The sequence below is a fragment of the Streptomyces sp. NBC_01166 genome, from assembly GCF_045039765.1.
In the GTDB taxonomy this organism is placed as follows: Bacteria; Actinomycetota; Actinomycetes; order Streptomycetales; family Streptomycetaceae; genus Streptomyces.
Genome location: NZ_CP108613.1, coordinates 4,893,590 through 4,919,568, shown reverse-complemented (window position 1 = coordinate 4,919,568; position 25,979 = coordinate 4,893,590). Strand labels below are relative to the sequence as shown.

Genomic DNA, 25,979 nt, shown 5'->3' with positions numbered 1-25,979 from the left:
TCCACCCCTCCCGCCGCCCACGGTGCCTTCCGGCCTGCCGTCCCGACGGGCCTTCCCTGCACGGGACTCCGGTAACCGCCCCTGCGGTTCCAGCGCAACGCGGGAGGGCTTGCGGGCGCTCAGGCCTTCGGCGCGACCTTCGAGAGGCCGTTGATGATGCGGTCCATGGCGTCGCCGCCCGTCGGGTCGGTGAGGTTGGCGAGCATCTTCAGCGTGAACTTCATCAGGACGGGGTGGGTCAGACCGCGCTGCGTGGCGATCTTCATGACCTTCGGGTTCCCGATCATCTTCACGAAGGCGCGGCCCAGCGTGTAGTAGCCGCCGTAGGTGTCCTTGAGGATCTTCGGGTAGTTGTGCAGGGCCAGTTCCCGCTGGGCGGGCGTGGCGCGGGCGTGCGCCTGGACGATGACGTCCGCGGCGATCTGGCCCGACTCCATGGCGTACGCGATGCCTTCGCCGTTGAACGGGTTGACGAGCCCGCCCGCGTCACCGACGAGCAGCAGGCCCTTGGTGTAGTGCGGCTGGCGGTTGAAGGCCATCGGGAGCGCGGCGCCGCGGATCGGCGTGGTCATGTTCTCCGGGGTGTAGCCCCAGTCCTCCGGCATCGAGGCGCACCAGGCCTTGAGCACCTCGCGCCAGTCGAGCTCCTTGAAGGCGGACGAGGAGTTGAGGATGCCCAGGCCGACGTTGGACGTGCCGTCGCCCATGCCGAAGATCCAGCCGTAGCCGGGCAGCAGACGGTCCTCGGCGCCGCGGCGGTCCCACAGCTCCAGCCAGGACTCCAGGTAGTCGTCGTCGTGGCGGGGCGAGGTGAAGTACGTACGGACCGCGACGCCCATCGGGCGGTCCTCACGGCGGTGCAGGCCCATGTGGAGGGAGAGCCGGGTGGAGTTGCCGTCGGCGGCGACGACGAGCGGGGCGTGGAAGGTGACCGGGGTCTTCTCCTCGCCGAGCTTGGCGTGGACGCCGGTGATGCGCCCGGTGCGCTCGTCCTTGACCGGCTCGCCGACGTTGCAGCGCTCGTACAGCCGGGCGCCCGCCTTCTGGGCCTGGCGGGCGAGCTGCTCGTCGAAGTCGTCACGCTTGCGGACCAGACCGTAGTCCGGGTACGAGGCGAGGTCCGGCCAGTCCAGCTGGAGGCGGACGCCGCCGCCGATGATGCGCAGGCCCTTGTTGCGGAGCCAGCCGGCCTCTTCGGAGATGTCGATGCCCATGGAGACGAGCTGCTTGGTGGCGCGCGGGGTGAGCCCGTCGCCGCAGACCTTTTCCCGGGGGAAGGCCGTCTTCTCCAGGAGGAGGACGTCGAGTCCGGACTTGGCGAGGTGGTACGCGGTCGTGGAGCCGGCTGGGCCCGCTCCGACGACGATCACGTCCGCGCTGTGCTCGGAGAGGGGCTCGGTCACGGTCGGATCTCCCGAAGACTCGAATTCGCGTGCCGCGCGGCACATGTCGCGTGCAGTCTATGGGTGCCTGCTGATCAACCTTCCGAAGGGCTCCCCGATGCCGCACGTGCCTGACTCGACTCCGTCCGTCCATCTGCGTGTCCCCACCGACGAGGACGCCATGGCCTGGCACAGGGTGTTCGACGATCCGGAGGTGATGGAGTTCCACGGCGGCCGTTCGGCGGAGTACTCCGTGTACGAGGAGTTGACCGCCCGCCAGCGCCGGCACGACGCGGAGCTCGGCCACTGTCTGTGGACGGTGCTCGGCGACGACGGGGAGGTGCTCGGCTTCACGGGTGCCCAGCCGTGGCCGCACGAGTCGTTCGGACCGGTGGGCGAGATCGAGATCGGCTGGCGGCTGGGCCGGGCCGCCTGGGGGCGCGGCTACGCGACCACGGCGGCCCGCCTCACGCTGGAGCGGACAAGGGCGCTCGGGGTGCGGGAGGTCGTCGCGATGATCAACACGCGGAACGCCCGCTCGGTGGCGGTGGCCGTACGCCTCGGCATGCGGCAGGCCGAGACGTACACGTCCCCGGTGACGAAGCAGGAGGCGTACTGCTTCCGGCTGGAGCTCTGAATCCGGCCGGGAGGCCTCAGTCGCGTACGCCCCGGTGGAGTGCCACCACTCCACCGGTGAGATTGCGCCAGGCCACCTTCGACCAGCCGGCCTTCTGCAGCAGCGTCGCGAGGCCGGCCTGGTCGGGCCAGGCGCGGATCGACTCGGCGAGGTAGACGTAGGCGTCCGGGTTGGACGACACCGCCCGCGCCACCGGCGGCAGCGCGCGCATCAGGTACTCGGTGTAGACGGTCCGGAAGGGCGCCCAGGTCGGCTGGGAGAACTCGCAGATCACGACCCGTCCGCCGCGCTTCGTGACCCGGTACAGCTCGCTCAGCGCGGCGCCGGTGTCCTGGATGTTGCGCAGCCCGAAGGAGATCGTGACGGCGTCGAAGGTCTCGTCCTTGAACGGGAGCTTCGTGCCGTCGCCCGCGGTGAACGGCATCCACGGGTGGCGCGCCTTGCCGACCCGGAGCATCCCGATCGAGAAGTCGCAGGGCACCACATAGGCGCCGGCCCGGGCGAACGGCTGTGAGGAGGTGGCCGTGCCGGCCGCCAGGTCGAGGATCTTCTGGGCAGGCCGGGCATCGACGGCGCGGGCGACCTCCTTGCGCCAGAGCCGCGCCTGTCCGAGCGACAGCACGTCATTGGTGAGGTCGTAGTTCGCCGCCACGTCGTCGAACATCGAGGCGACTTCGTGCGGCTGCTTGTCCAGGGATGCTCGGGTCACCCTCCCATTCAAGCAGCCCCGCCCTTGATATCCGGCGGCGGCGTGGAGCGACGCGGTGAACTGTCTTTCGAATTCGGGAACAGCAACGCCCCGATCGCCGTCTCTCCCGACGAGAAGAAAGGGGTTTCCGCCCCGGTGACACCCAGCAACTCCTGGACGGCGCACGGGAGAACGGACCGCTGGCTGTCGTGCGGTACGCGGACGAGCACCCGCTGCTCGAGGAGCAGGTCAGCGTGTGGGGCGGGTGATCATCCGCCCTGGACGGCCACACCGAGACCACGGATACTCACCAGAACATGCACAGTGACGACACACTTCGAATACGGAACGCCGCCGGCTCCCGGCGGGGGGCCGGGGCACCCGCTCCGGGATCCGGACCCTCGCGCGTGCAGTCCCGGAAGCGCTCCACGGCCCTCCGAAAACGGACGCGGCGACGGCGCGCGGTCCTCACCGGGGCGGTGGTCGCGGTGGCCGCGGCCGCGACGTTCCTCTACGTCGACCCGCCGTGGCAGGACGACGGCGCCGCCGTGGCGGCCGACCGGACCACCCCGCCGTCGGCCACGACCGCACCGGAGGCTTCGGCCTCACCGAAGGCCCTGGTGAGCCCCGAGGCGTCGAAGTCCCCCACGGCCTCACCGAGCGACGAGGAGTCCGTCGATCCGGACTCCGTGCCGAAGTCGGGTCCCGGCACCTTCACCGTGGCCGGCGAGGGCACCTCGTCCGGCGGCGGCAGCCGCTACCGCGTGGAGGTCGAAAACGGCATCGGCGTGGACCCCGACAGCGCCGCCGAGGACGTGGCGGAGATACTCGCCGACCCACGGGGCTGGAGCAAGGGCGGGACCCGCACCTTCACCCGGGTCGACGACGATTCGGCCGGGCTGGTGATCAAGATAGGGACGGCGAAGACCACCGACCGGCTCTGCGGGCAGTACGGGCTGAACACCGGGGGCGAGGTGAACTGCCGCGGCGGGAAGAACGTCATGGTCAACCTGGACCGGTGGCAGCTGGGTTCACCGACCTTCGACGGTCCGGCGACCGAGTACCGCGCCCTGATCATCAATCACGAGGTGGGCCACTGGCTCGGGCACGGTCACGAGACCTGCCCCGGCGCAGGCAAGCCGGCCCCCGCGATGATGCAGCAGATCAAGGGGCTCAAGGGCTGCACCTCCAACGCCTGGCCGTACGACGGGAAAGGCCGCTACCTGGGCGGTCCGTCCGTGCCGTAGGCCGCGTCGGCCCGGTACGCCCGTCCTCGCGGGGCGGCCCTCACCGCCGCCGGTGGACCAGCCGTCCGCCGAGCACCGTGGCGACGCAGCTCCCGGCGCCCGCCGCGACCAGCGCCGCCTCGTCGGGCACGTCGAAGACCGCGAGGTCGGCGCGGCCGCCGGCCGTGAGCGGGGCGTGCACGGAACCCGGCAGGTCGCGGCCGCGGGCGAACGGGTCGAGGCCCGGCCCACCGGGGAGGCCGCCGGGAGCCCCGGCCACCGCCGTGAGTCCCGAGCGGGCCACGGCGGTGCGTACGGCGTGGTCGTCGAACGGTCCCGCGACATGGGTGGTGCCGTGGCTCAGCATCCGCTGCAGCCCCCGGCGTACGCTGCCGGCCCGGCGGGGCTCGTCCATCCGCCCGGCCAGCCGCTCGAAGTCCGCCCCGGTCAGAGGCTGTTCGCCGAGCTCGTCCGCCTCGCGCGGGTCGGGGTGGTAGCAGCGGGTCAGCAGCGCGACCGCGTCCCACTGACGCAGGCCGGGGGTGAGGACGCCCGGCCACTGCCGGACCCGGGCCCCCGGGTGCGCCGAGGTCACCACCTCGTACGGCCCGATGGCCACGATCCGGTCGCCGTCCACCGCGACCGCACCGCCGTCGACGGCCGCCGCGCCGACCGGAAGGACCAGCGGCGCGGCGTGAATCGTCAGCACGGATACGTCAGTTGGCGTTCAGGAGCTTGAGCTCCGGGTGCGCCGTGCCGCCCGCGATCGCCGTGGACGAGATGTGCGAGACGACGCGCTCGTCGACCGGGTCGTTCGCCGGGTCGTCGTGGACGACGAGGTGCTCGTACGTCGTGGCGCGCTGGGCGGGGACGCGGCCCGCCTTGCGGATCAGGTCGATGATCTCGAGCCGGTTCGAGCGGTGCTTGGCGCCGGCCGAGGAGACGACGTTCTCCTCCAGCATGATCGAGCCGAGGTCGTCCGCGCCGTAGTGCAGGGAGAGCTGGCCGACCTCCTTGCCGGTGGTCAGCCAGGAGCCCTGGATGTGGGCGACGTTGTCGAGGAAGAGCCGGGCGATCGCGATCATCCGCAGGTACTCGAAGAGGGTGGCCTGCGTCTGTCCCTTCAGCTTGTTGTTCTCCGGCTGGTAGGTGTACGGGATGAAGGCGCGGAAGCCGCCCGTGCGGTCCTGGACGTCGCGGATCATCCGCAGGTGCTCGATGCGCTCGGCGTTGGTCTCGCCGGTGCCCATCAGCATGGTGGAGGTGGACTCGACGCCGAGGCCGTGCGCGATCTCCATGATCTCCAGCCAGCGCTCGCCGGACTCCTTGAGCGGGGCGATCGCCGTACGCGGCCGGGCGGGCAGGAGTTCGGCGCCGGCGCCGGCGAAGGAGTCGAGGCCGGCGGCGTGGATGCGCTCGATGGCCTCCTTGGCGGAGACGCCCGAGATGCGGGCCATGTGCTCGATCTCGGAGGCGCCCAGCGAGTGGATGACCAGCTGCGGGAACGCCTTCTTGATCGCGGAGAAGTGCTCCTCGTAGTACTCGACGCCGTAGTCCGGGTGGTGTCCGCCCTGGAACATGATCTGGGTGCCGCCGAGCTCGACGGTCTCCGCGCAGCGGCGCAGGATGTCGTCGAGGTCGCGGGACCAGCCCTTGGCGGTGTCCTTGGGCGGCGCGTAGAAGGCGCAGAACTTGCAGGCCGTGACGCAGACGTTGGTGTAGTTGATGTTGCGCTCGATGATGTACGTCGCGATGTGCTCCGTACCGGCGTAACGGCGGCGGCGCACGGCGTCGGCGGCGGAACCCAGGGCGTGCAGCGGAGCCGACCGGTACAGGTCGAGGGCCTCTTCCGGAGTGATCCGCCCGCCTTCGGCGGCTCGGTCGAGGATGGGCTGGAGGTCGGCCTTCTCGGTCACCGGGCTGTCACCTTTCGGCGGTTTTTCAACGGATCTACGGACCGATCCAGCGTACGCCAGCCGTTCCCGGGGTCAGCCGCCGGACCGGCTGAGGGTTCCCTTGGGGTTGCCCGCCACCTCCTCGTGGGACTCGTAGCGCAGGGTGTCCTCGGAGGTGAGGGTGAAGACGAGGTCGGCCTCGCCCCCGGTGCACAGCGTGCCGGTGCGGGCGTCCGGGTCGGCGCGCTCCCGGATCTTCAGCTCGGTGGCCGTGCCGGAGACGAGCGTGCCGATGCCCTTGCAGACGACGGTCGTTCCGAGCGCGTCGAACCTGTACGACAGCCGGACCACCTCCTCGTCCTTCTTCCCCTCGACGAAGACGGCGGTGACCGTGCCGTGCGGCGCGCCGCTGCGTTCGGTGGCGGAGCCCTTCCACGTACCGGCGAAGGCCTTGGGCAGCGTGCTCACCGAGGCGGAGGGCGCGGGGGGCTTCGACGCGGCGTCCGTCGGCTTCTGCGACTGGCCGGACGCCGGGGGCTCCGCGGCGTCGTTGCCGTGGTCGTTGCTGCCGCCGCCGGGGAACAGGTCCCCCAGCATCGCGGCACCCACGGTCACCACGGCGAGCGCCCCGGCGACGGCCAGCGCGACGGTGCAGCTGACCCGCCGCCCCCGCCGCGCGCCGGGCTGCCGGCCGGTGTCCACGGTGACGGCGATCCGGGCGTCGGGGTCCCGCTTCCCCGGCGTGTCGGTGGTGGGCGGCGGCTCGGCCGGCGGGGGCGGCAGCGGCGGGCCGAAGGTGCCGAGCGCCGCGCTCCCCAGTGAGGCGTTGCTGAACGGCACCGGCCCGGACTGCACCGGGGCGTCCTGCGGCTCCAGGTCCAGCAGGGCCACCGCCGAGGTGCTGACCTCACGCACCAGCGGACCGGGCAGCCAGCCCGGTGCCACCAGTGCGGCGGCCCCGCCGGGCGCGAGACTGCGGGCGAGTTCGGCGGGGGCGGGCCGGTCGGCGGGGTCCTTTGCGAGGCACCCGGCGACCAGCTCCCGCAGTTCGCCCTCCATGTCCCCGAGTTCGGGTTCCTCGTGCACCACCTTGTAGAGGAGTACGGCGGAGGAGTCACCGGGGAAGGGCGCGGTTCCGGTGGCCGCGTAGGCGAGGACCGCGCCGAGCGAGAAGACGTCGGCCGCGCCGGAGATGTCCAGGCCGCGGATCTGCTCCGGCGCCATGTAGCCCGGCGAGCCGACGGAGACGCCGGTGGAGGTGAGGGAGACCGTGGCGCCGAGGGCCCGGGCGATGCCGAAGTCGATCAGCCGGGGGCCGTCGAGGGCGAGCAGGACGTTGGACGGCTTCACGTCACGGTGGATCAGGCCGTGCGCGTGTACGGCGTCCAGTGCCTCGCCGAGCCCGGCCCCCAGGGTCCGTACCGCGTACTCGGGCAGCGGGCCGTGGCGGGTGACCGCGTCGGAGAGCGGCGGCCCGGCCACGTAACCGGTCGCGACCCACGGCACGGCCGCGTCGGGGTCGGCGTCGAGGACCGGGGCGGTCCACCGCGCGCCGAGGCGCCGCGCCGCGTCCACCTCGCGGCGGAAGCGCGCGCGGAACTGCTCGTCGAGGGCGAAGTGGGGGTGCACGACCTTGACCGCCACGGTGCGTCCGCCCGCGCTGCGGCCCAGATAGACCCGGCCCATCCCGCCGGCGCCGAGCCTGCCGAGCAGCCGGTAGGCGCCGATGGTGTGCGGTTCGCCGGCTTCCAGCGGCTGCATACGGTCTCCCCCTGTGGTCCCCGGGACTCGGACGGCAGCCTAGGCGGCCCGGGTCGCACGGTCACGGAGACCCCTTCCGCCGATATCGCCCCTATGGGCACGAAGCAGGGATTTCGCCACACGGAAAGGCGTGAATACGTCGTTCGTCCGCACCACCCGGGGTTCACCGGAGGGAAACCGGAAGGCGTTACGGGAGACGCCCGCTATTCCCCCGCGCGCCCTTGGAGAGACCCTCCGCGACAGAACTCCGGACATTCGCGCCCTTTCAAGGGAACGGAATGGAGCCGTCGTGCGTCAGGGCCCGCCGGGAGGAATGGGCGGCCCGGGAAGGAAGGCCCGTGGAGCAAGGCCGGGGAACACGGGGGAAGGCCCGCGGGGGAAGGCCCGGGAACGCGAGCGAAGGACCGGGAAGGTACGGGATTCACCTTCTCTCCCGCACCATTCCCGTGTGCCCCGGGGTCAGCCGCCGAGCAGCTCGACCTTGACGTCCGCCGGGAAGCCGGTCGTCGGACCGGTACGCCGGGCGAACTCGCGCACGCCCGCCAGCTGGTCCGGACCGAAGCGGAAGTCCAGGGTGGTGAAGTAGCGCTCCAGCACCTCGGCGTCGAAGGCCTCCCAGCGCGCGGCCTGCTCGGCCACCTTGGTGACCTCCTCCAGCGAGACGTCGCGGGAGGCCAGGAACGCCTCGTGCACCTTCTCGACGTAGTCCGGGTGCGAGGCCAGGTAGTCCTTGCGGGCCGCCCAGACGGCGAAGACGAACGGCAGCCCCGTCCACTCCTTCCACATCTGGCCCAGGTCGTGGACCTGCAGCCCGAGCCTGGGGGCGTCGTGCAGGTTCGCGCGCAGCGCGGCGTCACCGATGAGGACGGCCGCGTCGGCCTCCTGCATCATCAGGCCGAGGTCCGGCGGGCAGGTGTAGTAGTCGGGGGCGACGCCGTACCGCTCGGCGAGCAGCAGCTGGGCCAGCCGTACGGAGGTGCGCGAGGTCGAGCCCAGGGCCACCCGGGCCCCGTCCAGCTGCTCCAGCGGCAGCTGGGACACGATCACGCACGACATGACCGGCCCGTCGCAGCCGACGGCGATGTCGGGGAGGGCGACCAGGTCGTCGGCGTTCTTCAGGAACTCGATCAGGGTCACGGGACCGATGTCGAGATCCCCCCTGACCAGCTGCTCGCTGAGTCTCTCCGGGGTGTCCTTCGAGAGCTCCAGGTCGAGCAGGGTTCCGGTCCTCGCCAGGCCCCAGTAGAGGGGGAGGCAGTTCAGGAACTGGATGTGGCCGACGCGCGGCCTGGTGCGACGGTCGTCGCCTTCTGCAGGAGAGACGGTTGAATTGTCCACATCGCGAGGCTAGACCTGCCCCTCCCGGCGGGCATCATCGGGGGCGCCCGGAGGGGGTGCCCGAGTGCGGCGCGGGCTATGTCCGTCAGCGCTCCGGCGGCTCAATCAAACATCCGGGTGAAGAGATCTTTCCCTCTACCGCTCCCCGCACACTGCGTGCTAGGCTCGCCCGCAAGTTGCAGTTTGGTTTCCCTTGCAGTACAGAGCCTGCGGAGCATGTAACCCGCAGGCTTTTGTAGTTTTCAGACTTGTTTGCAGGTTCTGGAGCAGGGCAACCCTTTGGCCCAAGGAGGGCTTTATGGCTACCGGAACCGTCAAGTGGTTCAACGCTGAAAAGGGCTTCGGCTTCATCGCCCAGGACGGCGGCGGCCCGGATGTCTTCGTCCACTACTCCGCGATCAACGCGTCCGGGTTCCGCTCCCTCGAGGAGAACCAGGTCGTGAACTTCGACGTCACTCAGGGACCCAAGGGTCCGCAGGCTGAGAACGTCACCCCGGCCTAGTTGCCCGGGTCGGCCGATCGCGGCCGAGTGAGCAGTACCCAAGGAGCCCCGCTCCCCCGCTTCGGCGGAGGAACGGGGCTCCTGCCTTTTCCGCCCCGGTTTTCCGAGAAGGGCCGGACTCAGAGCCCGGCGGCGGCCCGGGCCCTGACGGCGTCCGCCGGGTCCCAGCCCTCACGGGGCACCGAAGCCAGCAGCAGTCCCGTGTAGGGGTCCTGCGGCGCGGCCAGCACCCCGGCCGTCGGCCCCTGTTCCACCACGGTGCCGCGGCGCATCACCAGCACCTCGTCCGTGATGTGCTGGACGACCGCCAGGTCGTGGCTGACGAAGACCAGCGCGACCCCGGTGTCCCGCCGGATCTCGGCGAGCAGCGCGAGGATCTGCGCCTGGATCGAGACGTCAAGCGCGGCGACGGCCTCGTCGAGGACGAGTACTTCGGGGTCGACCGCCAGGGCCCGCGCGATGGCCAGGCGCTGACGCTGCCCGCCGGAGAGGCCGTGCGGCAGCGCCCCTGCCTCGCGGGACCCGAGGCCCACCCGGTCGAGCAGGCCGTCGGCGAGCGACTCGTCCCGGCCGTGCAGCCGCAGGGCCGTGGTGAGGCACCGGCGGGCGGTGAGGCGTGGGTCCAGGGAGACGTAGGGGTCCTGGAAGACGATCTGGATCTCCCGGGCCCTGGCCAGCCGGGCGGTCCGTCCTCGCGGGGTACGCGGGGCGCGGGGCCGCCCGGAGACGGAGACGGTGCCCGCGTCGGGGCGTACGAGCCCCACGAGCATCCGTGCCACGGTCGTCTTGCCGGACCCGGACTCCCCCACGATCCCCAGCGAGCCGCCCGCCGGGACGGTGAAGGTGACGTCGTCGGCGGCGGTGTGCCGTCCGCCGCCGGGCAGCGCGTACGTCTTGCGCAGACCCTCGACGGCCAGCAGGGGCGCGTCGCCTTGTGCGGTCGTGGTCATCGGGCGCTCCTCCCGTCCTGGCCGGTCCCCGTGAGGACGGGAAGGCGCCGGCAGGCCGCCGCGCCCCCGCCGTCCAGCGCCACCGGCTCCGGCCGCCAGGACGCACACTCGGGTTCGGCGTCCGGGCATCGGTCCGCGAACTCGCAGCCGCCGAAGGTGTCCGCGAGCGACGGCGGACGGCCGGGGATCGGGCGGATCTCGCGCTCCGCCTCGCCCAGGGCCGGCGAACAGGCCAGCAGGCCCTTCGTATAGGGATGGCGGGGCCGGTCGAAGAGAGCCCCCGCCGTCTGCTCCTCGACGACCCGGCCCGCGTACATGACGTACACACGGTCGCAGTAGGCGGCGGCCAGGTGCAGATCGTGGGTGATGAAGAGGAGGCCCAGGCTCCGCTCGGCGCGCAGGGTGCGGAGCAGGGCGAGGATCTCGGCCTGGGTGGTGACGTCCAGGGCGCTGGTGGCCTCGTCGGCGAGCAGCAGCCCTGGTTCGGCGGCCAGCGCGCCCGCGATGACGACGCGCTGGAGCATGCCGCCGGACAGTTCGTGGGGGCGCTGGCGGACCCGTCGCCCGGGATCGGGGAGGCCGACCGTGCCCAGTAGTTCGACGGCACGGGCGCGGGCCGCCTTCCGGTCGAGGCCGGTGCCGGCGAGCCGTTCCACCAGGAAGTCGCCGATGCGGCGGACCGGGTTGAGCGCGGAGCGGGGGTCCTGGTGGACCATCGCGACCGTACGGGCCCGGTGGGCGCGCAGCGCCTCGCCCCGCAGCGCCAGGACGTCGGTGCCGTCGACGTGTACGGAGCCGGAGACGGCGGCGCCCTCGGGGAGCGTGCGGAGGGCGGCCCGGGCGGTCGTCGACTTCCCGGAGCCGGATTCGCCGACCAGTCCGACCACCTCTCCGGCCGCCACCCGCAGGGTCACGTCGGTGAGGACGGGCCGGGCGGTGCCGGGGAGTTCGACGGTGAGGTTCTCGATGTCGAGGAGCATGCGGTTACCTCCTGCTGCCGAGTCGGTCGGCGGCCCAGACCCCGACGACGTTGAAGGACACCACGACGAGGGCGATGGCGAAGCCGGGCACCAGGGCGGGCAGGAGCGCGCCCTGGACGACGGCGGCCTGGCCCTCCTGCACCATGAGCCCCCAGTCGGAGCTGGGCGGCTGGGCGCCGAACCCCAGGTAGGAGAGCGTGGCCAGGGACATGAGCGCCTCGCCGAACAGCACCACCAGGTAGCCGATGACCGAGCGGCCGAGGTTGGGCACGAGATGGCGGGCGCAGATGCGGGCGCCGCCCATGCCCTGGACCCGGTAGGCGTCGATGTACGGCTTGCGGCGCTCGGCGAGGGCCACGGAGCGGGTGTACTTGGCGACGGTCGGGGTGTAGGCGAGCCCGAGCGCGAGCACGGAGGTCGTCATGCCGGCCCCGAAGACCGCGATGATCATCACGGTGAACAGCAGCCCCGGGAAGGCGTACATGACGTCGGTCAGCCGGGAGACCACGGTGTCCACCCAGCCGCCGCGCCAGGCGGCGAGCGTGCCGAGCACGACGCCGAGGAGCGCCGCGATGGCGAGCAGCAGGATCGGCGCGATGAGGCTGGTGCGGGCTCCGTACAGCGCCCGGGAGAGCAGGTCCTGTCCTGAGGAGTCGGTGCCGAGTAGGTGTTCGCCGCCGGTTCCGACGAGCGAGGCGGAGAGGTCGATGGCGTCGGGGGCGTACGGGGCGAGGACCGGGGCGAGCACGGCGGCGAGGATCACCAGCACGAGGACCGCGCCCGCGATCATGACGCTCACCGGCCGGCGTGCCCCCTCTCCGATTCCCGCAGGGGCGAGGGTGAGCGCGCTCACGCGGCGGCCTCCTTCACACGGGGGTCGAGCAGCGGGTGCACCAGGTCGACGAGCGTGGTCACGACGATGTAGCCGGTGACCATGAGCAGGAGCACGGCCTGGGCGACGGGGAAGTCGTGCGTGTTGATCGCGCCGACGAGCAGTGAGCCGATGCCGCTGATCCCGAACGCCGTCTCCACCACGACCGTACCGGCGAGCATGCCCGCCATGACCAGGCCGCACATGGTGACGATCGGCCCGAGCGCGTTGCGCAGGACGTGCCGGACGACGATCTCCCGCTCGGGGACGCCGGAGGCCCGGGCGACCTCCACATGGTCGGCGGTGCCCGCGTCGACCATGGACTGCCGGGTGACCCGGCTGATCAGGGCGAGGGCGCCGAGCGCCAACGACAGGGCGGGCAGGGTCAGATGGTGCAGGGTGCCCGCGATCCCCTCCCCGCTGCCGGTCACGGGGAACCAGCCGAGCTGTACGCCGAACAGCGCGACCAGCGCGATGGCCGAGACGAAGGAGGGGACGGAGGCGGCCAGCGTGGTGCCGCCGACGACGGTGGAGTCGACCCACGTCCCGCGCCGGACGGCGGCGAGGACACCGGCGCCGACCCCGAGGACGACGAACAGCACGGTCGCGTAGGCCACCAGGGCGAGCGTCGTCGGGAAGCGCGCTGCCACCAGGTCGGCCACCTGGTCGCTGTACTTGAACGAGCGGCCGAGGTCGAAGTGGAGGCAGTCGCCCAGCCAGCGGCCGTACTGCACGACGAGGGGCTCGTCGAGGTGGTACTGGGCGCGGACCAGCTCCAGCTTCTCCGGGGTGAGCTTGTCGCGCCCGCCGGCCAGGAAGACGGCCGGGTCGCCGGGGGCGGCGTAGACGGCGGCGAAGATGACGAACGAGGCGGCGAGGAGTGTGGCCAGCAGTCCGGCCAGTCGCCGGGAGATCCGGGCGAGCATCGGGTCAGCCCTTCCTGCCGAGCCCGGCGGCCCAGGGGTAGTAGAGGTACGCCATGGAGGCCGGGGGTCCGGTGAGTCCGTCGTTCAGGACGAGCACGGACGGCACCTGGGCGACCGAGATCCAGACGGCGGCGTCGGTGAACGTCTTCTGCACGTCGACGGCGAGCTTCGCCCGCTCGGCGTCGTCGAGGGTGGAGAGCGCCTTCTTCACCTCGGCGTCGTACGCGGCGTCCTCGAAGCCGACCCAGTTGTTGGAGGAGTCGGAGAGGGCGTTGTCGTAGAAGCCCATCGGGTCGGCCTTGGAGATGTACCAGTCACCGACGAGCACGTCGATCTCCCCACGCACCGAGGGGTCGCTGTAGAACTGCTCGAACTGCGAGGTCGGCACCGTCTTGATCTGCCCCGTGAGGCCGATCCGCTGGAGCGCCGCGCGCACGGCGTTGGCGACGACGGTGCGGCCCTGACTGGCGTCCGTACCGATCACGATCGGCTCGCCGGGACCGCCGCCCGCCTCCTTCACCAGCTTCTTCGCCTCGGCGAGGTCGTCGGCGTCCGGGCTCTCGGGGGCGTACGCGATGTCCTTCTGGGCGGCCTCGAAGGTGTCCTTCTCGTAGCCCCAGGCGCCGGAGCCGACCGGGGTGCCCCACGGCTGGACCATGGAGCCGTAGCCGGAGGCGGCGATGCCCTTGCGGTCCAGGGCGAGGGAGAGCGCCCGGCGGATCTTCGGGTCCTTCAGCCCGCCGCGCTCGGTCGGGATCAGGACGAGGGTGCCGGTGGAGGGGCCGTAGTGCCGCTCGATGCCCTTCTTGCCGCCGAGGGCCGCCGCGGTGTTGGGCGATTCCGCGTACGCGCCGTCGGCCGCCCCGGTGGTCAGGGCGTTGACCAGGGCGCTGTCGGAGGCCCAGCGGAAGGTGACCCGCTTCGTCAGCGGCTTCTCGCCCCAGTACGCGTCGTAGCGCTCGATGGTGATCGAGTCGCCGGACTTCCAGGCGCCCAGCCGGTACGGGCCGGTGCAGGCGTCGGTCTGTCCGGGGGTGCCGAAGTCGTCGCCCGCCTCCTCGACCTGTTCCTTGTTCCAGACGATGCCCGCGTCACCGGCGAGCGCCTTGAAGAACATCGCGTCCGGCGTCTTGAAGGTGATCGTGATCTGCCGGTCGCCGGTCTTCCTCATCGCGGCGATGTTGCCGAACTCGTCACCCTGCTCCATGTCCGGGTCGGCGTGCCGCTCCAGGCTCCACAGCACGTCGTCGGCGGTCATCGGGGTGCCGTCGTGGAAGGTGACGCCGGAGCGCAGTGTCAGGACGAGGGTCTTGTCGTCCGGTGTCCCGGCCTTCTCCGCGAGGAGGGGCCTCGTCGACATGTCCGGCTGGAGCTGGTAGAGCCGCTCACAGACGTTGGTGAGGACGACGCGGCCTGCGCTGGAGCCCTGGGTGTCCAGGTCGAGCGAGTCCGGTTCGTCCTCCAGGAGCCAGTTCGCGTTCGCCAGTTCGCCCTTGGCCGCCGGGGTCGTCGGCGTGAGGGTGAGATCGGCGGCGTCGGTGGCCGAGGAGCCGCCACCCGTGTTCTGGGTGGCGCCGCTGCAGCCCGCGGCCGCGACGATCGTCGCCGCGACGAGACCCGCGGCCAGGACCGTCCTTCGTCGATGGGTTCGGTTCATCACTGATGTCCTGTCAGTCCTGGCCGTACGGGCCGTCGTAGAGGTTCCAGGGGAGGTGCTGGTACTCGCGGTCGCAGGGTGTCCCGGCGGTCACGTGGTAGTCGCCGGAGGTCAGGTCGGCCAGGGAGGAGACGAGCGTGGTCCAGTGCTCGACGGCCGGGCGGCGCGGGTCGGGGTGGGTGCAGAGGGATTCCGGGTGGCCGAGGTGGTCCGACATCGCCCGGCGGATGACCCTGCGGGACTCCTCGGGGCCGGTGGAGCCGCGCAGCGCCCTGAGCCCCTGCTCGGCGCGCGGGACGCGGACCAGCGAGTCGGACGACATGGGCCGGTAGCCGGATGCCGCCAACTGGGCGGGTATGCCGGCCTGGTAGTGGTTGCCGTGCACCAGGAGGCCGTCCGTGGGATACATCCAGCCGTGCCCGGCCGGGGTGGTCTCCAGGTCGATGGCGAAGCCCTCGCGGCAGGTGAGGAGCGCGTTGCTGGCGATGTGGGCCCTGGTGCGGCAGAGCACGTCGAGTGCGTCGGTGATGTTGCTCTGGTCCAGGACGCTGCGGCGTACGACGGTCTGGGGCAGCCCGACCGCGTCGTCGAAGCGGCCGCCGAGGCCGTTGGCGTTGAGCGCGATCCCCGCGGAGCTGGCGCCCTGGCGGCCGACCTGGCCGGCCTCGACCTGCATGATCAGGGTCGGCTTCGGGGGCTGGACGATCCGGATCATGACGACGGTGTCGGCCACGCCCGCACGCCAGTCCCAGTTCTGCCCGGCGTAGACGTGCCCGTCGCCGCTGGCCTCGCCGTAGGCGGCGAATGAGGTGCAACCCTCGGCGGGCTCCTCGTCGGCCTGCCGCCCGGTGGCCTCCATCTCCGCGAAGGACTTGTCGTAGATGACCTCGCCCCGCGCGTTCAGGGCGAGGACGTCGAGCAGGCCGACACCCGCGCCGTCCGCGATGCCCCGCATCTCCTCGACGAGGTCGGGCGCGTACTCCCGTACGGGGTCGAGCCAGCGCCCCGCGCGGGCGGCGACCCGGTCCCAGGTCAGCCCGGCGGACCGGCCGAACGCCTCCTCGTAGTAGGCCAGGGCGGCGTGCAGTTGGGGCCGTACGGCCTCGCCGTACTGGCGCCCGCGGTCGAGCGGGCTTCCGGAGATCTCGATGACCGGGAGGACCCGGGCGGGAGCGGGTTTCGTGGAACGGGGTGCCATTGTTCTCCTCGCGACGGGACGCTTCCGCGAACGACGGCCTGAGGATCACCCTGATCCTGTAACGTCGATTTCAGGATGCGTTCCCCTTGGAACGTTCTGCCCAGGACAGTAACGCGGGTCACACGGAAGTCAATGGTTGTAATGGAAATTCCAGAGAACGGAACCGGAGTGACACGGCTGCGTGCGGCGATTCGTGACCAATGGGACGACCTGTCGACATCCGAACGCGCCGTCGCGCAGTACCTGGCCACCGCCCCCGTCGAGCAGTTGCTCTTCGCCAGCGCCCAGGAGCTGGGCGCCGCCAGCTCCACCAGCAACGCCACCGTCGTACGCGCCCTGCAGCGCCTGGGATACGCGGGCCTGCCCGCCCTGAAGCGCGAGCTGGCCAACGACTTCACCTCGACGGTGGCCCCCGAGGTGCGCCTGAAGCGGCGCATCGCGCACGTGGGCCGGGACCTGGACTCCATCTGGAGCGATGTCTTCGACGAGGCCCAGGAGCGCGTCGAGCAGGCCCGCAGGCTCACCGAACCGGACGCCGTGAGAAGCGCGGTGACCGTCCTGGCCGAGGCGCACGAGGTGTTCTGCTACGGCATCGCCGCCTCGGAGCCGGGCGCCCGCCACCTCGCGCTCGCACTGGGCAGGATCGGCCGCCGGGCCCGTTTCGTCTCAGAGACGGGCTTCGCCCTCGCCGACCAGTTGCTGGCCCTGGGGCAGGGCGACGCCGTGGTCATCTTCCAGCCGGGCCGGCGGCTGGTGGAGCTGACCGTGATGATGGAACGCGCCCGCGCGGTCGGCGCCAAGGTCGTGCTGGTGACGGACGAACTGGGCGAGGCCTACGCGGACCGCGTCGCGGCGGTCCTCACCGCACCGCACACCCCGACGGGCATCACGGCGGAGTCACTGACGGGCCTGCTCGTCGCCGACGCGCTGCTCCTGGCACTGGCCACCCTGGACGAGACGCGGGCCGTGGAATCCTCGCACCAACTCACCGCGCTGCGCGAACAGTTGCTCAACCCGAAGCGCCGCCCCTGAGAAGAGGCCGCGAGCGCCGCTTGACCTTCTCCCCGTGTGAGGGCCTGCAATGGGAGCCGCCATGTTCACCATCGGAGACTTCGCCCGCCACGGCCGGGTGTCGGCCCGGATGCTGCGCCACTACGACGCCATCGGCCTCCTGCGCCCGGACCGCACCGACCCCGTCACCGGCTACCGCTACTACGGCGCCGCCCAACTGGCGCGCCTCAACCGCGTCATCGCGCTCAAGGACCTCGGCTTCACGCTCCAGCAGGTGAGGGCCGTCGTCGACGACGAGGTGGGGGCGGACGAGCTGCGCGGGATGCTGCGCTTGCGCCGGGCGGAGCTGGAGGCCGCCATGACCGCGGCCGCGGCCCGGCTGGCACAGGTCGAGGCCAGGCTCCGGTCCATCGAGAGCGAGGGACGCATGCCCGAGAACGATGTAGTCGTCAGGACGATCCCGGCGGTACGGGTCGCCGAACTGGCCGCCACGGCGGCGGGTTACCAGCCAGAGGACATCACCCCGGTGATCGGACCGCTGTACGGCCGCCTGTTCCCCCTCCTGGCCGCGGCGGGCGTCAGCCCGTCCGGACACGGTGTCGCACGGTACGAGGACGATCCGGCGGCCGACGGTGCGGTCATCGTCCACGCCGGTGTGGCGGTCGAGGCGCCGGCCGGCCCGCTGGGCGGCACGGGCGTCACCGTCGTCGAACTGCCCGCCGTCGAGGCGGCGGTCATCGTGCACCGAGGCTCCATGGACCACGTCCTGGAGACCGAGCAGATCCTGGCCCGCTGGATCGACGACCACGGCCGACGCGCCGCCGGTTACGCCCGGGAGGTCACGCTGGAGTGCCCCGAGGACCGCGACGAGTGGGTCACCGAACTCCAGCTCCCGCTCATCGTCTGACCTGACGTCACCCTCCGCGCAGGCTCTCGCCCCCCCAATCATGTCGAGGGCCTGTGCAGAGGACCACCCGATACTGACGAGCCCGCCCATAACAAGGCAGACTGTTGACCGCGATACCAACGGTATGAAGCAGAGCGGGATCAGCAGGACCGGCGGGGCAAGCAGGACAGGGGGCATCATGGACCGCGACAACGGACCCGGTGTGCGCGTTCCGGAGCAGCGCGCTCCACGGGAACGGCCGGCCGGCACCGAACTGCGCTTCACCGTGCTCGGCCCCGTACGCGCCTGGCGTGGCAGTGAACTCCTGCCGTCCGGGTCCCCGCAACAGCGCGCCCTGCTGGCAGCCCTCCTCCTGCGCGACGGCCGCACGGCCACCGCCGGCGAACTCATCGACGCCCTCTGGGGCGACGACCCCCCGTCCCAGGCACTGGCCACCGTACGGACGTACGCCTCCCGGCTCCGCAAGACCCTGGGCCAGGACACCCTGGTCAGCGAGTCCGGGGGCTACGCGGTCCGGATCCCGCGCGAGGCACTCGACCTGACGCTCGCTCAGGACCTGGCGGCGGAGGCGGAGAAGGCGCGCGGCGGCGGGGACCGCTGCCAGGCCCGCACCCTGATCAACAAACTGCTCGGTCTCTGGGACGGCGAGGGACTCGCCTCCCTCCCCGGCCCGTACGCGGAGAACCAGCGGACCAGCCTGGAGGAATGGCGCCTCCAGCTCACCGAGACCCGGCTGGACCTGGACCTGGAGCTCGGCTGCCACGCGGAGGCGGTCTCCGAACTCACCGCCCTCACCGCGGCGCACCCCCTGCGCGAACGGCTGCGCGAGCTGCTGATGGTCGCCCTGTACCGCAGCGGCCGGCAGGCAGAGGCCCTCGCGGTGTACGCGGACACCCGCCGCCTCCTCGCGGAGGAACTGGGCGTGGACCCGCGCCCCGAACTCGCCCAGCTCCAGCAGCGGATCCTCCAGGCCGACGAGGAGCTGGCCCGCCCCGCCGACGAGCCGGTGCCCGCCACCGCCGCGGTCCGCCCGGCCCAGCTCCCGGCCACCGTCCCGGACTTCACGGGCCGCGACGCGTTCGTACGCGAACTGGGCGCCCGGCTCGCGACCGCGGAGGGCTCCGTGATGGCGGTCTCCGCGCTCGCCGGCATCGGCGGCGTCGGCAAGACGACCCTCGCCGTGCACCTCGCCCACCAGGCACGCCCGCACTTCCCGGACGGCCAGCTGTACGTCGACCTCCAGGGCGCGGGCGCGCGGGCCGCCGAACCCGAGACCGTCCTCGGCGCGTTCCTGCGCGCGCTGGGCACCGCCGACTCCGCCATCCCGGACTCCCTGGACGAGCGGGCCGCGCTCTACCGCTCCACGCTGGACGGCCGCCGCATCCTGGTCCTGCTCGACAACGCCCACGACGCGGCCCAGATCCGGCCCCTCCTCCCCGGCACGGAGGGGTGTGCGGCCCTGGTCACCAGCCGCGTACGCATGGTCGACCTGGCCGGTGCGCATCTCGTGGACCTGGACGTGATGTCCCCCGAGGAGGCCCTGCAGCTCTTCACCCGCATCGTCGGCGACGAACGCGTCCGCTCGGAGCGCGAAGCGGCCCTGGACGTGGTGGCCGCGTGCGGCTTCCTGCCGCTGGCCATCCGCATCGCCGCCTCCCGGCTGGCCGCCCGCCGCACCTGGACGGTCTCGGTGCTGGCCGCGAAGCTCGCCGACGAGCGCCGCCGCCTCGACGAACTCCAGGCCGGCGACCTCGCGGTGAAGGCCACCTTCGAGCTCGGCTACGGCCAGCTGGAGCCGGCCCAGGCGCGCGCCTTCCGCCTCCTCGGTCTGGCGGACGGCCCGGACATCTCCCTCGCCGCGGCGGCAGCCCTCCTGGACCTGGACACCCATACGGCGGAGGACCTCCTGGAGACCCTGGTCGACACCAGCCTCCTGGAGTCCGCCGCCCCGGGCCGCTACCGCTACCACGACCTGGTACGCCTCTACGCGCGTGCGTGCGTCGAGCGGGACGAACAGCCCCCGGCGGGACGGGAGCTGGCGCTGTCACGGCTGCTGGACTTCTACCTGGCCACGGCGGCGGGGGTGTACGCGTTGGAGCGGCCCGGGGAGCGGGTGCTCGACCACTTCTCGCGGACCGAATACCCCGGGCTCACTTTCCAGGTGCGTGAGACCGCGCTGGACTGGCTCTTCTCCGAGTCCAGCGGACTGCTGGCCTGCGCGGCCCAGTCAGCCGGCTCCGGCATGCCGCGGCGCGCTGCCGATCTGCTCATGGCGATGGTGGACCTGGGCGAATCCGGTGCCAACTCCCACCAGTTCGCGACTGCCGCGAAAGCCGTGAGCGACGCGGCGCGGACCGCGGGCGACGCACAGGCCGAGGGCCGGGCCCGGACGATGCTGACCCATGCCCTCAGCGTCTCCGGACGGTTCGCGGAGGCCGAGACCGAGGCCCGGCGCGCGTTGGAGCTCGGCCGGCTGGCCGGGGACCCGGTCTCCCTCGGACAGGTCCCGAATCAGCGCGGGATCATCGCCCTGTACGAGAACCGGCACTCCGACGCCGAGAACCACCTGAGTGAAGCGCTGGCCGCTTTCCGCGCGGACGGCAACAAGCCCGGCGAGGCCTCGGCCCTGTGCAACCTCTCCCGTGTCCATCTGGCCACGGGGAGGACGGCGAGCGCGGTGAGCCTCGCCCAGCAGGGCGTCGGCATCTACGAGGCGGACACCTCGGGGCTGGCCCTGCGCCTCGCCAACGGGAAGTACGCCCTGGGACTGGCGCTCACCGGTACCGGGCAGACGGCCTCCGCCCAGGAGGTGCTCACCGAAGCCATGTCGATATTCCGCGACAGCCGGCAGCAGCTCTGGCACGGCATGACCCTGTTCCGGCTGGCCGAGCTGCACCTGGCCATCCGTCAGCCCGCCCACGCCGCATCGCAGGCCGAACAGGCCCTGGCGATCCTGCGCGGTATCGGCGGTGAATGGCGCCGGGCGAACGTGCTCACCGCGCTGGGCCGCGGGCTCGCGGGCATCGGCCAGACGGACCGCGCCCAGGTCTGCTGGAACGAGGCGCTCTCGATCTACGACGACCTCGACTCGCCCGAGGCCGCCTCCGTGCGTGACCTTCTCGCCCCGGCCACTGTCGCCAGGGCCTCCTGACCGGCGTTCATCAATCGTTTATCGCCCCACGGCACTCTCTACTCATCGATCCGTCGCGTCGGGGGGCAGACGGATTGGCGAGTGGCCTCACCGTTAGGGTGATCGGCCCTGGGAGGCCCACCCGGCGATCCACGGGGGAACCGCCGGGTGGGCTCTCCATCCGCAGTCACAACCTTTCAGGAGTTGAACTTCATGGCCGACAAGAGCGACATCCTCAAGCCCACGGACGCGCACGCCACCGGCGAGGAGATCACCACCCAGGACGCCCACGCCACCGGTTCGCCGCTCAAGCCGACGGACGCGCACGCCACCGGCGGGGAGATCACCACCCAGGACGCGCATGCCACGAGCGAGCCGGCCAACTAGACCTCACCCGCACGGGGAGCGGCCGCGGCGGCGCGGAGGGGGAGCCGTCGCGGCCGCTGCATGTCCGCGCAAGAAGGAGGGCCCGAGCCGGTCGGCTCGGGCCCTCCGCCGTGCTCCACGGTCACAACGCCCGGACCCGGACCTCCGGCCGGCACAGCTTCCGCATGTCGTCCGCGCCCGAGGTGAAGACCGCGACCCGCCCCCGCCGCCGCCTCGCGACGACCGCGAGCGCCGCGCCGACGGCGTACGTGTGACCGTGCAGCCCGGCCTCGCTCAGCAGGCCGATCGCCTCGTCCGCCACGTCCTTGGTCACCGGCTCCACGGCGATGCGGGACATGGCCCGGTTCCACTCGGCGCGCCGGATCTTGCCGTGTTACGCCTCGATGAGGGTCATGGAACTGGTCATCACACGGACCCCCACCCGGTGCGCCTTGGTGAGAATCCCCGTCATGACCCGCTCACGGGACACGGCCCGCGACAGAGCCTCACAGTCCAGCGCGACGCACGGTTCAGACGTCACGCGGCCGTCGTCCCTCCGTGCGCCCCGGGCGCCCGCTCCCCGAACCACCGCTCGATCTCGCGGAGTTCCGCCCACGCCGCCGCCTGCTCCTCCTCGGTGAGCGGCCCGACCTTCTCCTGCGTCCACGCGCAAGCGGGATCAGTAGCGCAGCTCCGCCGTCACCACACAGCGCTTCACACGGGAGACCGAGCGCGGGCTGTCCATGGGGACCGAGATGATCTGCTTCTCGCCGGCCGCGAGGCCGATGTCGGCCTCGCCCGTGTCGACGGTCAGGCCCTTGGCATCGACGAACGTCACGTCCACCTCGTACGTGTGCTCGGTCGTCGCCGTCGAGCGGATCTCGACCGACGAGGCGGTGTACGCCCTGCGCTTGCCCTTCTTGGGCTGGGCGCAGCGGATGACGCGCAGGGAGGGTGCCTCGGAGGAGGTCGCGGCGGGAGTGGCCGACTCGTACGTGGAGCCGCCGGACGAGCCCGAGGAGCTGTCGTAGTCATCGTCGTCGTAGTCGTGGTAGCTGCCGTTGCTCTTCTTGGAGCTGGAGCAGCCGCCCCCGCTCGAACCGCCGCCGCTCCGGCTCTTCCCGCTCTTGCCGCCGTGGCTGGACGTGGAGAATCCGGTGAGCGCGAGCACCACCACGACCAGTACCGCCGCGAACCTCATCTGTCGCCGCATCATCGACGCAGCCCCCCTTGCTGTAGTCGGCTTCCCGGCCGTCGCACGGCCGCGCGACACCGTAACGCACAGCATCGCGGACGCTCACCCATGGCCCCGTCATGACCCTGTCACGGTCTCGTCATCGTCTCCGATGGCAGGGAAGATCGGCCCGGCGTAGCGTCGGCTCGGGGAGCGGTGCGCACAGCCGTGCGCCTTGGCCCGGGAGGTTGTCGATGATCCGCAATGTCCTCGGCTCCGTCGTAGCGCTGGTGGGAGCGGCGGCGGCCGTGCAGAGCCCCTTCCACAGCTGGTTCGACGACCGCCTCGGGCGGGACTACCGCATCCAGGACCTGTTCGACGGCATCAGCGGCGTCCCGTCGTCCGTGATCGGTTCGATCCTGCTGCCGTTCCTCTTCGCCGCCCTGGTGACCCTCGTCGGCATCCTGTTCCGCTCGCGCTGGGCCGTGGCCCTCGCCGGCCTGATCGTGATCGGCTTCACCGTGCTGTGGATGGTCCGGCAGGGCCAGGAGGCGGGGAGCCTCACGGTCGACGGCGACGGGCAGGGGCTGCGGTGGGGCGTCGCGCAGGCCCTGGCGGGCGGTCTCCTGCTCCTGCTGGGCGCACTGCTGATGTCGGGGCGGAAGAAGCGGGCGCCCCGGGCGGGGTACACCCCCGAGCCCTACCCCGTGCCGCCGGACGACCGTCCCGACACCTGGCCGCCGACGCAGGAGCCCGGGCCGGCCGTGTACACCTCTCCCGGGCCGGAGCCCGAGGCCGATCCGTACACCGGGCCGGGCCGGCACCGGGCGTCCCCCGCCGACGAGGACACCGCCCAGTACCCCGTCCAGCACCCCGACGAGGGGGATCAGCAGGACCGGGACCGATATCACCCGCCCCACCCCTGAGGGCCCTGAAGGGCGTCAGGCCCGGGCCCTGTTTCCCGTCCCCGTGCCCTTCAGCGCGTCCAGGGCGTACACGCAGCGGTCCTTGCTGCACGCGTAGACGACTCCCGCCTCCGCCACCGGGGAGCCCGTGATCTCGCCGCCCGTGGCCAGCTTCCAGCGGAGCTGGCCGCCTGCCGCGTCCAGGGTGTAGAGGACGTGGTCCGCCGAGCCGAAATGGACCCGGCCGTCCGCGACCACCGGTGCGCCGACGACCTCACCGCCTGCGGCGAAACGCCACTTCGGCGTGCCGGTGACCGCGTCCAGGGTGTACAACGCGCTGCCGCTGCCCACGTGCACGTTGCCCGCCGTGACCAGCACGGGCTCGATGGACTGCCGGGCCTCCGTCGCGATCCGCCAGCGGTCCTTGCCGGTGGAGGCGTCCAGGGCGTACACGGTGCCGAGGTAGTCGGCGAGGTACACCCCGCCGCCGGTGACCGCGGGGCCGGGCGCGAAGGCGGGCGGGGAGAGGAAGACGGCCGGTGACTCGAAGTGCCAGCGCACCCGTCCGGAGACCGTGTCCACGGCCAGCACCCGGGTCCCCGCCGCGACGTACACGAAGCCGTCGGGTGCGGGGGTGACCCGGACCGGGACCCCGCCGCAGGACGCGGCGTCGCCGACGGGGTACGACCACCGCTCCGTGCCCGTGCGCGCGTCGACGGCACGCAGCCGGGCGTCCTGCCACAGGAACACCGTGCCGTCGTGGATGACGGGACCGGCCTCCGGCGTCTCGAAGTCCGTCTGGACTCCCGAGGTCTCCCACAGCTTCTCGCCGCTGGACGCCTCCCAGGCCTGTACGCCGCCGCCGCGCGTCCCGGTCAGGACGGTGCCCCGGTCGGCCTTGAGGGAGTACACCCAGGCGTCGGTCTGGAGCCGCCACCGCTCGCTGCCGGTCGCCGCGTCCAGGGCGTACAGGGACGGGCCGTCCGAGGCGTGGATCCGGCCGCCGTCGACCGCCATCGACCAGGCCACGTCGCGGGTCTTGAACTGACGCCGCCCGTTGCCCACGTCCAGGGCGTGGACCTCGAAGGACGTCACGTAGAGCAGGTCGCCCACCACGACGGGCGTGCCCCACACGTCGTTCGACATACGGAAACGCCACGGCCGCCAGCGCTCCGGCGCGGCGGGTGCCGCGTCCGGGGCCGGTGCCGGGGCGGGCACCGGGGCGGTCGGCGCCGCCGAGGTCTGTCCTCCGGGCGCCCGCACCCAGCCGGTGGCCGGGTCGGCGTGCGCGGCCGCCGGGCCCCGCACGTCCACGGGGCGCGGCCCGGGGCCGATCGGCACCTTGGCGTTGGGCAGCCGCACGGGACCGCCGTCGGGTGCGGGCGCCGACACTGGCGCGGGGGCCGGCGCGGTCCGCAGATCGCCGCCGCTGCGCCACGCCCCGTCCCAGTCGGCACCGGGCGGCGGCTGGGACGGGGGCGGAGGCACGACCACGGGGGCGGGCGCGACGGCGACGGCACGGCCACCGCCGCGACGCTGCTCGATCATCGCGGTCGCAACGGTCGGCAGCCAGGCCGACGCCGTGCCGCTGTCGTCGCCGCCGGAGGCGAACAGGTGCGGGGCCAGCTGCGACTGCAGGTCCGCGGGGCTGGGCCGCCGGGCCGCGTCCATCTGCATGCAGGACTCGATGAGCGGGCGCAGATCGTCGGGCAGCCCCTCGGTGTCGGGGCCCTCCCGCAGGAGCATGAACACGGTCTCGACCGGATTCGCCCCGTGGAAGGGCGCGTGCCCCGTCGCCGCGAAGACGAGGGTCGAGCCGAGCGAGAACACATCGCTGGCACCCGTCACGCTGCGCGAGTCGCGGGCCTGCTCCGGAGACATGTACGCGGGCGTTCCCACCGCGACGTTCGTCATCGTCAGCCGGGTGTTGGAGACGCCGGACGCGATACCGAAGTCGATCACCCGCGGCCCGTCCTCGACCACGAGGACGTTGGACGGCTTCAGGTCGCGGTGGACGAGACCGGCCCCGTGGATCGACTGCAGGGCCTCGGCGATCCCGGCGGCCAGCCAGCGCACGGCCTGCGTCGGCATCGGCCCGCACTCATTCACTATCTCCTCGAGGGAGGGGGCGGGGACGTAGGCGGTGGCCAGCCAGGGCACGGCCGCCCTCGGGTCGGCGTCCACCACCGCGGCGGTGTAGAAACCGCTGACCGCGCGAGCGGCCTCCACCTCACGCGTGAAGCGGACCCGGAACAGCTGGTCCTCGGCCAGTTCCGTACGGACCGTCTTGATCGCCACCCGCCGGCCCGACGCCGATCGCGCCAGATAGACCAGCCCCATGCCGCCGGCCCCGAGCCGTCCCAGCACCTCGAACGGGCCGATCCGCCTCGGGTCATGCTGCGTCAGCTGCTCCACTTGCCTGCCACCTCCCCGTACGGACCTCAGGAACAGAAGCCCGCGAAATCCCGCCCTGTG

At 72.2% G+C, this 25,979-nt stretch carries 24 protein-coding genes; 8 read left to right on the top strand and 16 right to left on the bottom strand.

Annotated elements, in window-relative coordinates; all coding sequences use genetic code 11:
• Positions 1-119 precede the first annotated feature (119 nt).
• On the bottom strand, positions 120-1,403 hold the full coding sequence (locus tag OG379_RS22705; protein WP_389198692.1) for a geranylgeranyl reductase family protein: 1,284 nt from the start codon (positions 1,401-1,403) through the stop codon (positions 120-122).
• Positions 1,404-1,500: 97 nt separating this feature from the next.
• Between OG379_RS22705 and OG379_RS22700 the strand changes: the two genes are divergently transcribed.
• Positions 1,501-2,019: a GNAT family N-acetyltransferase gene (locus OG379_RS22700; RefSeq protein WP_393757762.1), complete on the top strand. Its 519-nt coding sequence runs from the start codon at positions 1,501-1,503 to the stop codon at positions 2,017-2,019.
• A 16-nt stretch (positions 2,020-2,035) separates the two neighbouring features.
• On the opposite strand, the gene OG379_RS22695 is transcribed toward OG379_RS22700, so the two are convergent.
• Complete coding sequence (locus OG379_RS22695) at positions 2,036-2,728, bottom strand: demethylmenaquinone methyltransferase (RefSeq protein WP_405664922.1); 693 nt, start codon at positions 2,726-2,728, stop codon at positions 2,036-2,038.
• Positions 2,729-3,114: 386 nt separating this feature from the next.
• On the opposite strand from OG379_RS22695, the gene OG379_RS22690 reads away from it, so the two are divergent.
• Positions 3,115-3,954, top strand: a complete 840-nt coding sequence (locus OG379_RS22690; protein WP_405664921.1) for a DUF3152 domain-containing protein — start codon at positions 3,115-3,117, stop codon at positions 3,952-3,954.
• A gap of 40 nt (positions 3,955-3,994) precedes the next feature.
• Here OG379_RS22690 and OG379_RS22685 read toward each other — a convergent pair whose 3' ends face one another.
• The 4 genes from OG379_RS22685 to OG379_RS22670 form a co-directional block, all read right to left on the bottom strand.
• A complete protein-coding gene (locus tag OG379_RS22685) occupies positions 3,995-4,642 on the bottom strand; it encodes an imidazolonepropionase-like domain-containing protein (protein WP_405664920.1) in 648 nt (215 codons plus the stop codon).
• 7 nt (positions 4,643-4,649) lie between these two features.
• Positions 4,650-5,849 (bottom strand): cyclic dehypoxanthinyl futalosine synthase, encoded by a 1,200-nt coding sequence (gene mqnC / locus OG379_RS22680; RefSeq protein ID WP_362933603.1) that lies wholly within the window; start codon positions 5,847-5,849, stop codon positions 4,650-4,652.
• A 72-nt stretch (positions 5,850-5,921) separates the two neighbouring features.
• On the bottom strand, positions 5,922-7,589 hold the full coding sequence (locus OG379_RS22675; protein WP_405664919.1) for a serine/threonine-protein kinase: 1,668 nt from the start codon (positions 7,587-7,589) through the stop codon (positions 5,922-5,924).
• 459 nt (positions 7,590-8,048) lie between these two features.
• Positions 8,049-8,927 carry a menaquinone biosynthetic enzyme MqnA/MqnD family protein gene (locus OG379_RS22670; RefSeq protein WP_393757751.1) on the bottom strand — a complete coding sequence of 293 codons (879 nt, stop codon included), beginning with the start codon at positions 8,925-8,927 and terminating at the stop codon, positions 8,049-8,051.
• Between the two features lie 298 nt (positions 8,928-9,225).
• On the opposite strand from OG379_RS22670, the gene OG379_RS22665 reads away from it, so the two are divergent.
• On the top strand, positions 9,226-9,429 hold the full coding sequence (locus OG379_RS22665; protein WP_003967102.1) for a cold-shock protein: 204 nt from the start codon (positions 9,226-9,228) through the stop codon (positions 9,427-9,429).
• 119 nt (positions 9,430-9,548) lie between these two features.
• On the opposite strand, the gene OG379_RS22660 is transcribed toward OG379_RS22665, so the two are convergent.
• The 6 genes from OG379_RS22660 to OG379_RS22635 are packed head-to-tail and all read right to left on the bottom strand — an operon-like array spanning position 9,549 to position 16,011.
• Entirely contained in the window at positions 9,549-10,379 is an 831-nt protein-coding gene (locus tag OG379_RS22660) for an ABC transporter ATP-binding protein (RefSeq protein WP_405664918.1), read from the bottom strand.
• Positions 10,376-11,359, bottom strand: coding sequence for an ABC transporter ATP-binding protein (locus OG379_RS22655; protein WP_405664917.1), 984 nt, complete (start codon positions 11,357-11,359; stop codon positions 10,376-10,378). The genes OG379_RS22660 and OG379_RS22655 overlap by 4 nt, the downstream gene beginning before the upstream one ends.
• Positions 11,360-11,363: 4 nt before the next feature.
• Positions 11,364-12,212 carry an ABC transporter permease gene (locus tag OG379_RS22650; RefSeq protein ID WP_405664916.1) on the bottom strand — a complete coding sequence of 283 codons (849 nt, stop codon included), beginning with the start codon at positions 12,210-12,212 and terminating at the stop codon, positions 11,364-11,366.
• Positions 12,209-13,156: an ABC transporter permease gene (locus OG379_RS22645; protein WP_393757743.1), complete on the bottom strand. Its 948-nt coding sequence runs from the start codon at positions 13,154-13,156 to the stop codon at positions 12,209-12,211. The genes OG379_RS22650 and OG379_RS22645 overlap by 4 nt, the downstream gene beginning before the upstream one ends.
• Positions 13,157-13,160: 4 nt before the next feature.
• Positions 13,161-14,813: an ABC transporter substrate-binding protein gene (locus OG379_RS22640; protein ID WP_405664915.1), complete on the bottom strand. Its 1,653-nt coding sequence runs from the start codon at positions 14,811-14,813 to the stop codon at positions 13,161-13,163.
• Between the two features lie 13 nt (positions 14,814-14,826).
• Complete coding sequence (locus OG379_RS22635) at positions 14,827-16,011, bottom strand: C45 family autoproteolytic acyltransferase/hydolase (protein ID WP_405664914.1); 1,185 nt, start codon at positions 16,009-16,011, stop codon at positions 14,827-14,829.
• Positions 16,012-16,152: 141 nt separating this feature from the next.
• Here OG379_RS22635 and OG379_RS22630 point away from each other — a divergent pair, with 141 nt between their 5' ends.
• The 4 genes from OG379_RS22630 to OG379_RS22615 all read left to right on the top strand — a co-directional run bounded on the left by OG379_RS22630 (position 16,153) and on the right by OG379_RS22615 (position 21,446).
• Positions 16,153-17,043 (top strand): MurR/RpiR family transcriptional regulator, encoded by an 891-nt coding sequence (locus OG379_RS22630; protein ID WP_405664913.1) that lies wholly within the window; start codon positions 16,153-16,155, stop codon positions 17,041-17,043.
• A gap of 61 nt (positions 17,044-17,104) precedes the next feature.
• The gene (locus tag OG379_RS22625) at positions 17,105-17,929 is read left to right on the top strand and encodes a MerR family transcriptional regulator (protein ID WP_405664912.1); all 825 of its coding nucleotides are present in this window, start codon (positions 17,105-17,107) and stop codon (positions 17,927-17,929) included.
• 178 nt (positions 17,930-18,107) lie between these two features.
• Complete coding sequence (locus OG379_RS22620) at positions 18,108-21,080, top strand: BTAD domain-containing putative transcriptional regulator (RefSeq protein WP_393757733.1); 2,973 nt, start codon at positions 18,108-18,110, stop codon at positions 21,078-21,080.
• A 192-nt stretch (positions 21,081-21,272) separates the two neighbouring features.
• On the top strand, positions 21,273-21,446 hold the full coding sequence (locus OG379_RS22615) for a hypothetical protein (protein WP_393757731.1): 174 nt from the start codon (positions 21,273-21,275) through the stop codon (positions 21,444-21,446).
• A 121-nt stretch (positions 21,447-21,567) separates the two neighbouring features.
• Here the strand turns inward: OG379_RS22615 and OG379_RS22610 are convergent, their stop codons facing one another.
• The 3 genes from OG379_RS22610 to OG379_RS22600 all read right to left on the bottom strand — a co-directional run bounded on the left by OG379_RS22610 (position 21,568) and on the right by OG379_RS22600 (position 22,641).
• Entirely contained in the window at positions 21,568-21,783 is a 216-nt protein-coding gene (locus OG379_RS22610) for a hypothetical protein (protein WP_405664911.1), read from the bottom strand.
• 36 nt (positions 21,784-21,819) lie between these two features.
• Positions 21,820-21,966: a hypothetical protein gene (locus OG379_RS22605; protein ID WP_405664910.1), complete on the bottom strand. Its 147-nt coding sequence runs from the start codon at positions 21,964-21,966 to the stop codon at positions 21,820-21,822.
• A gap of 138 nt (positions 21,967-22,104) precedes the next feature.
• The gene (locus tag OG379_RS22600) at positions 22,105-22,641 is read right to left on the bottom strand and encodes a hypothetical protein (RefSeq protein ID WP_405664909.1); all 537 of its coding nucleotides are present in this window, start codon (positions 22,639-22,641) and stop codon (positions 22,105-22,107) included.
• A 212-nt stretch (positions 22,642-22,853) separates the two neighbouring features.
• Here OG379_RS22600 and OG379_RS22595 point away from each other — a divergent pair, with 212 nt between their 5' ends.
• A complete protein-coding gene (locus OG379_RS22595; protein ID WP_405664908.1) occupies positions 22,854-23,525 on the top strand; it encodes a hypothetical protein in 672 nt (223 codons plus the stop codon).
• A 15-nt stretch (positions 23,526-23,540) separates the two neighbouring features.
• Here OG379_RS22595 and OG379_RS22590 read toward each other — a convergent pair whose 3' ends face one another.
• Positions 23,541-25,919 carry a PQQ-binding-like beta-propeller repeat protein gene (locus OG379_RS22590; protein ID WP_405664907.1) on the bottom strand — a complete coding sequence of 793 codons (2,379 nt, stop codon included), beginning with the start codon at positions 25,917-25,919 and terminating at the stop codon, positions 23,541-23,543.
• Positions 25,920-25,979: the final 60 nt, after the last annotated feature.

Bases quoted from the DNA above. Each gene is read 5' to 3' on its own strand.
- OG379_RS22615 (WP_393757731.1), top strand. From the start codon at position 21,273: ATGGCCGACAAGAGCGACATCCTCAAGCCCACGGACGCGCACGCCACC.
- OG379_RS22640 (WP_405664915.1), bottom strand. From the start codon at position 14,813: ATGAACCGAACCCATCGACGAAGGACGGTCCTGGCCGCGGGTCTCGTC.
- OG379_RS22600 (WP_405664909.1), bottom strand. From the start codon at position 22,641: ATGATGCGGCGACAGATGAGGTTCGCGGCGGTACTGGTCGTGGTGGTG.
- OG379_RS22630 (WP_405664913.1), top strand. From the start codon at position 16,153: ATGGAAATTCCAGAGAACGGAACCGGAGTGACACGGCTGCGTGCGGCG.
- OG379_RS22700 (WP_393757762.1), top strand. From the start codon at position 1,501: ATGCCGCACGTGCCTGACTCGACTCCGTCCGTCCATCTGCGTGTCCCC.
- OG379_RS22635 (WP_405664914.1), bottom strand. From the start codon at position 16,011: ATGGCACCCCGTTCCACGAAACCCGCTCCCGCCCGGGTCCTCCCGGTC.
- OG379_RS22595 (WP_405664908.1), top strand. From the start codon at position 22,854: ATGATCCGCAATGTCCTCGGCTCCGTCGTAGCGCTGGTGGGAGCGGCG.
- OG379_RS22620 (WP_393757733.1), top strand. From the start codon at position 18,108: ATGGACCGCGACAACGGACCCGGTGTGCGCGTTCCGGAGCAGCGCGCT.
- OG379_RS22675 (WP_405664919.1), bottom strand. From the start codon at position 7,589: ATGCAGCCGCTGGAAGCCGGCGAACCGCACACCATCGGCGCCTACCGG.
- OG379_RS22655 (WP_405664917.1), bottom strand. From the start codon at position 11,359: ATGCTCCTCGACATCGAGAACCTCACCGTCGAACTCCCCGGCACCGCC.
- OG379_RS22625 (WP_405664912.1), top strand. From the start codon at position 17,105: ATGTTCACCATCGGAGACTTCGCCCGCCACGGCCGGGTGTCGGCCCGG.
- OG379_RS22665 (WP_003967102.1), top strand. From the start codon at position 9,226: ATGGCTACCGGAACCGTCAAGTGGTTCAACGCTGAAAAGGGCTTCGGC.
- OG379_RS22645 (WP_393757743.1), bottom strand. From the start codon at position 13,156: ATGCTCGCCCGGATCTCCCGGCGACTGGCCGGACTGCTGGCCACACTC.
- OG379_RS22610 (WP_405664911.1), bottom strand. From the start codon at position 21,783: ATGTCCCGCATCGCCGTGGAGCCGGTGACCAAGGACGTGGCGGACGAG.
- OG379_RS22660 (WP_405664918.1), bottom strand. From the start codon at position 10,379: ATGACCACGACCGCACAAGGCGACGCGCCCCTGCTGGCCGTCGAGGGT.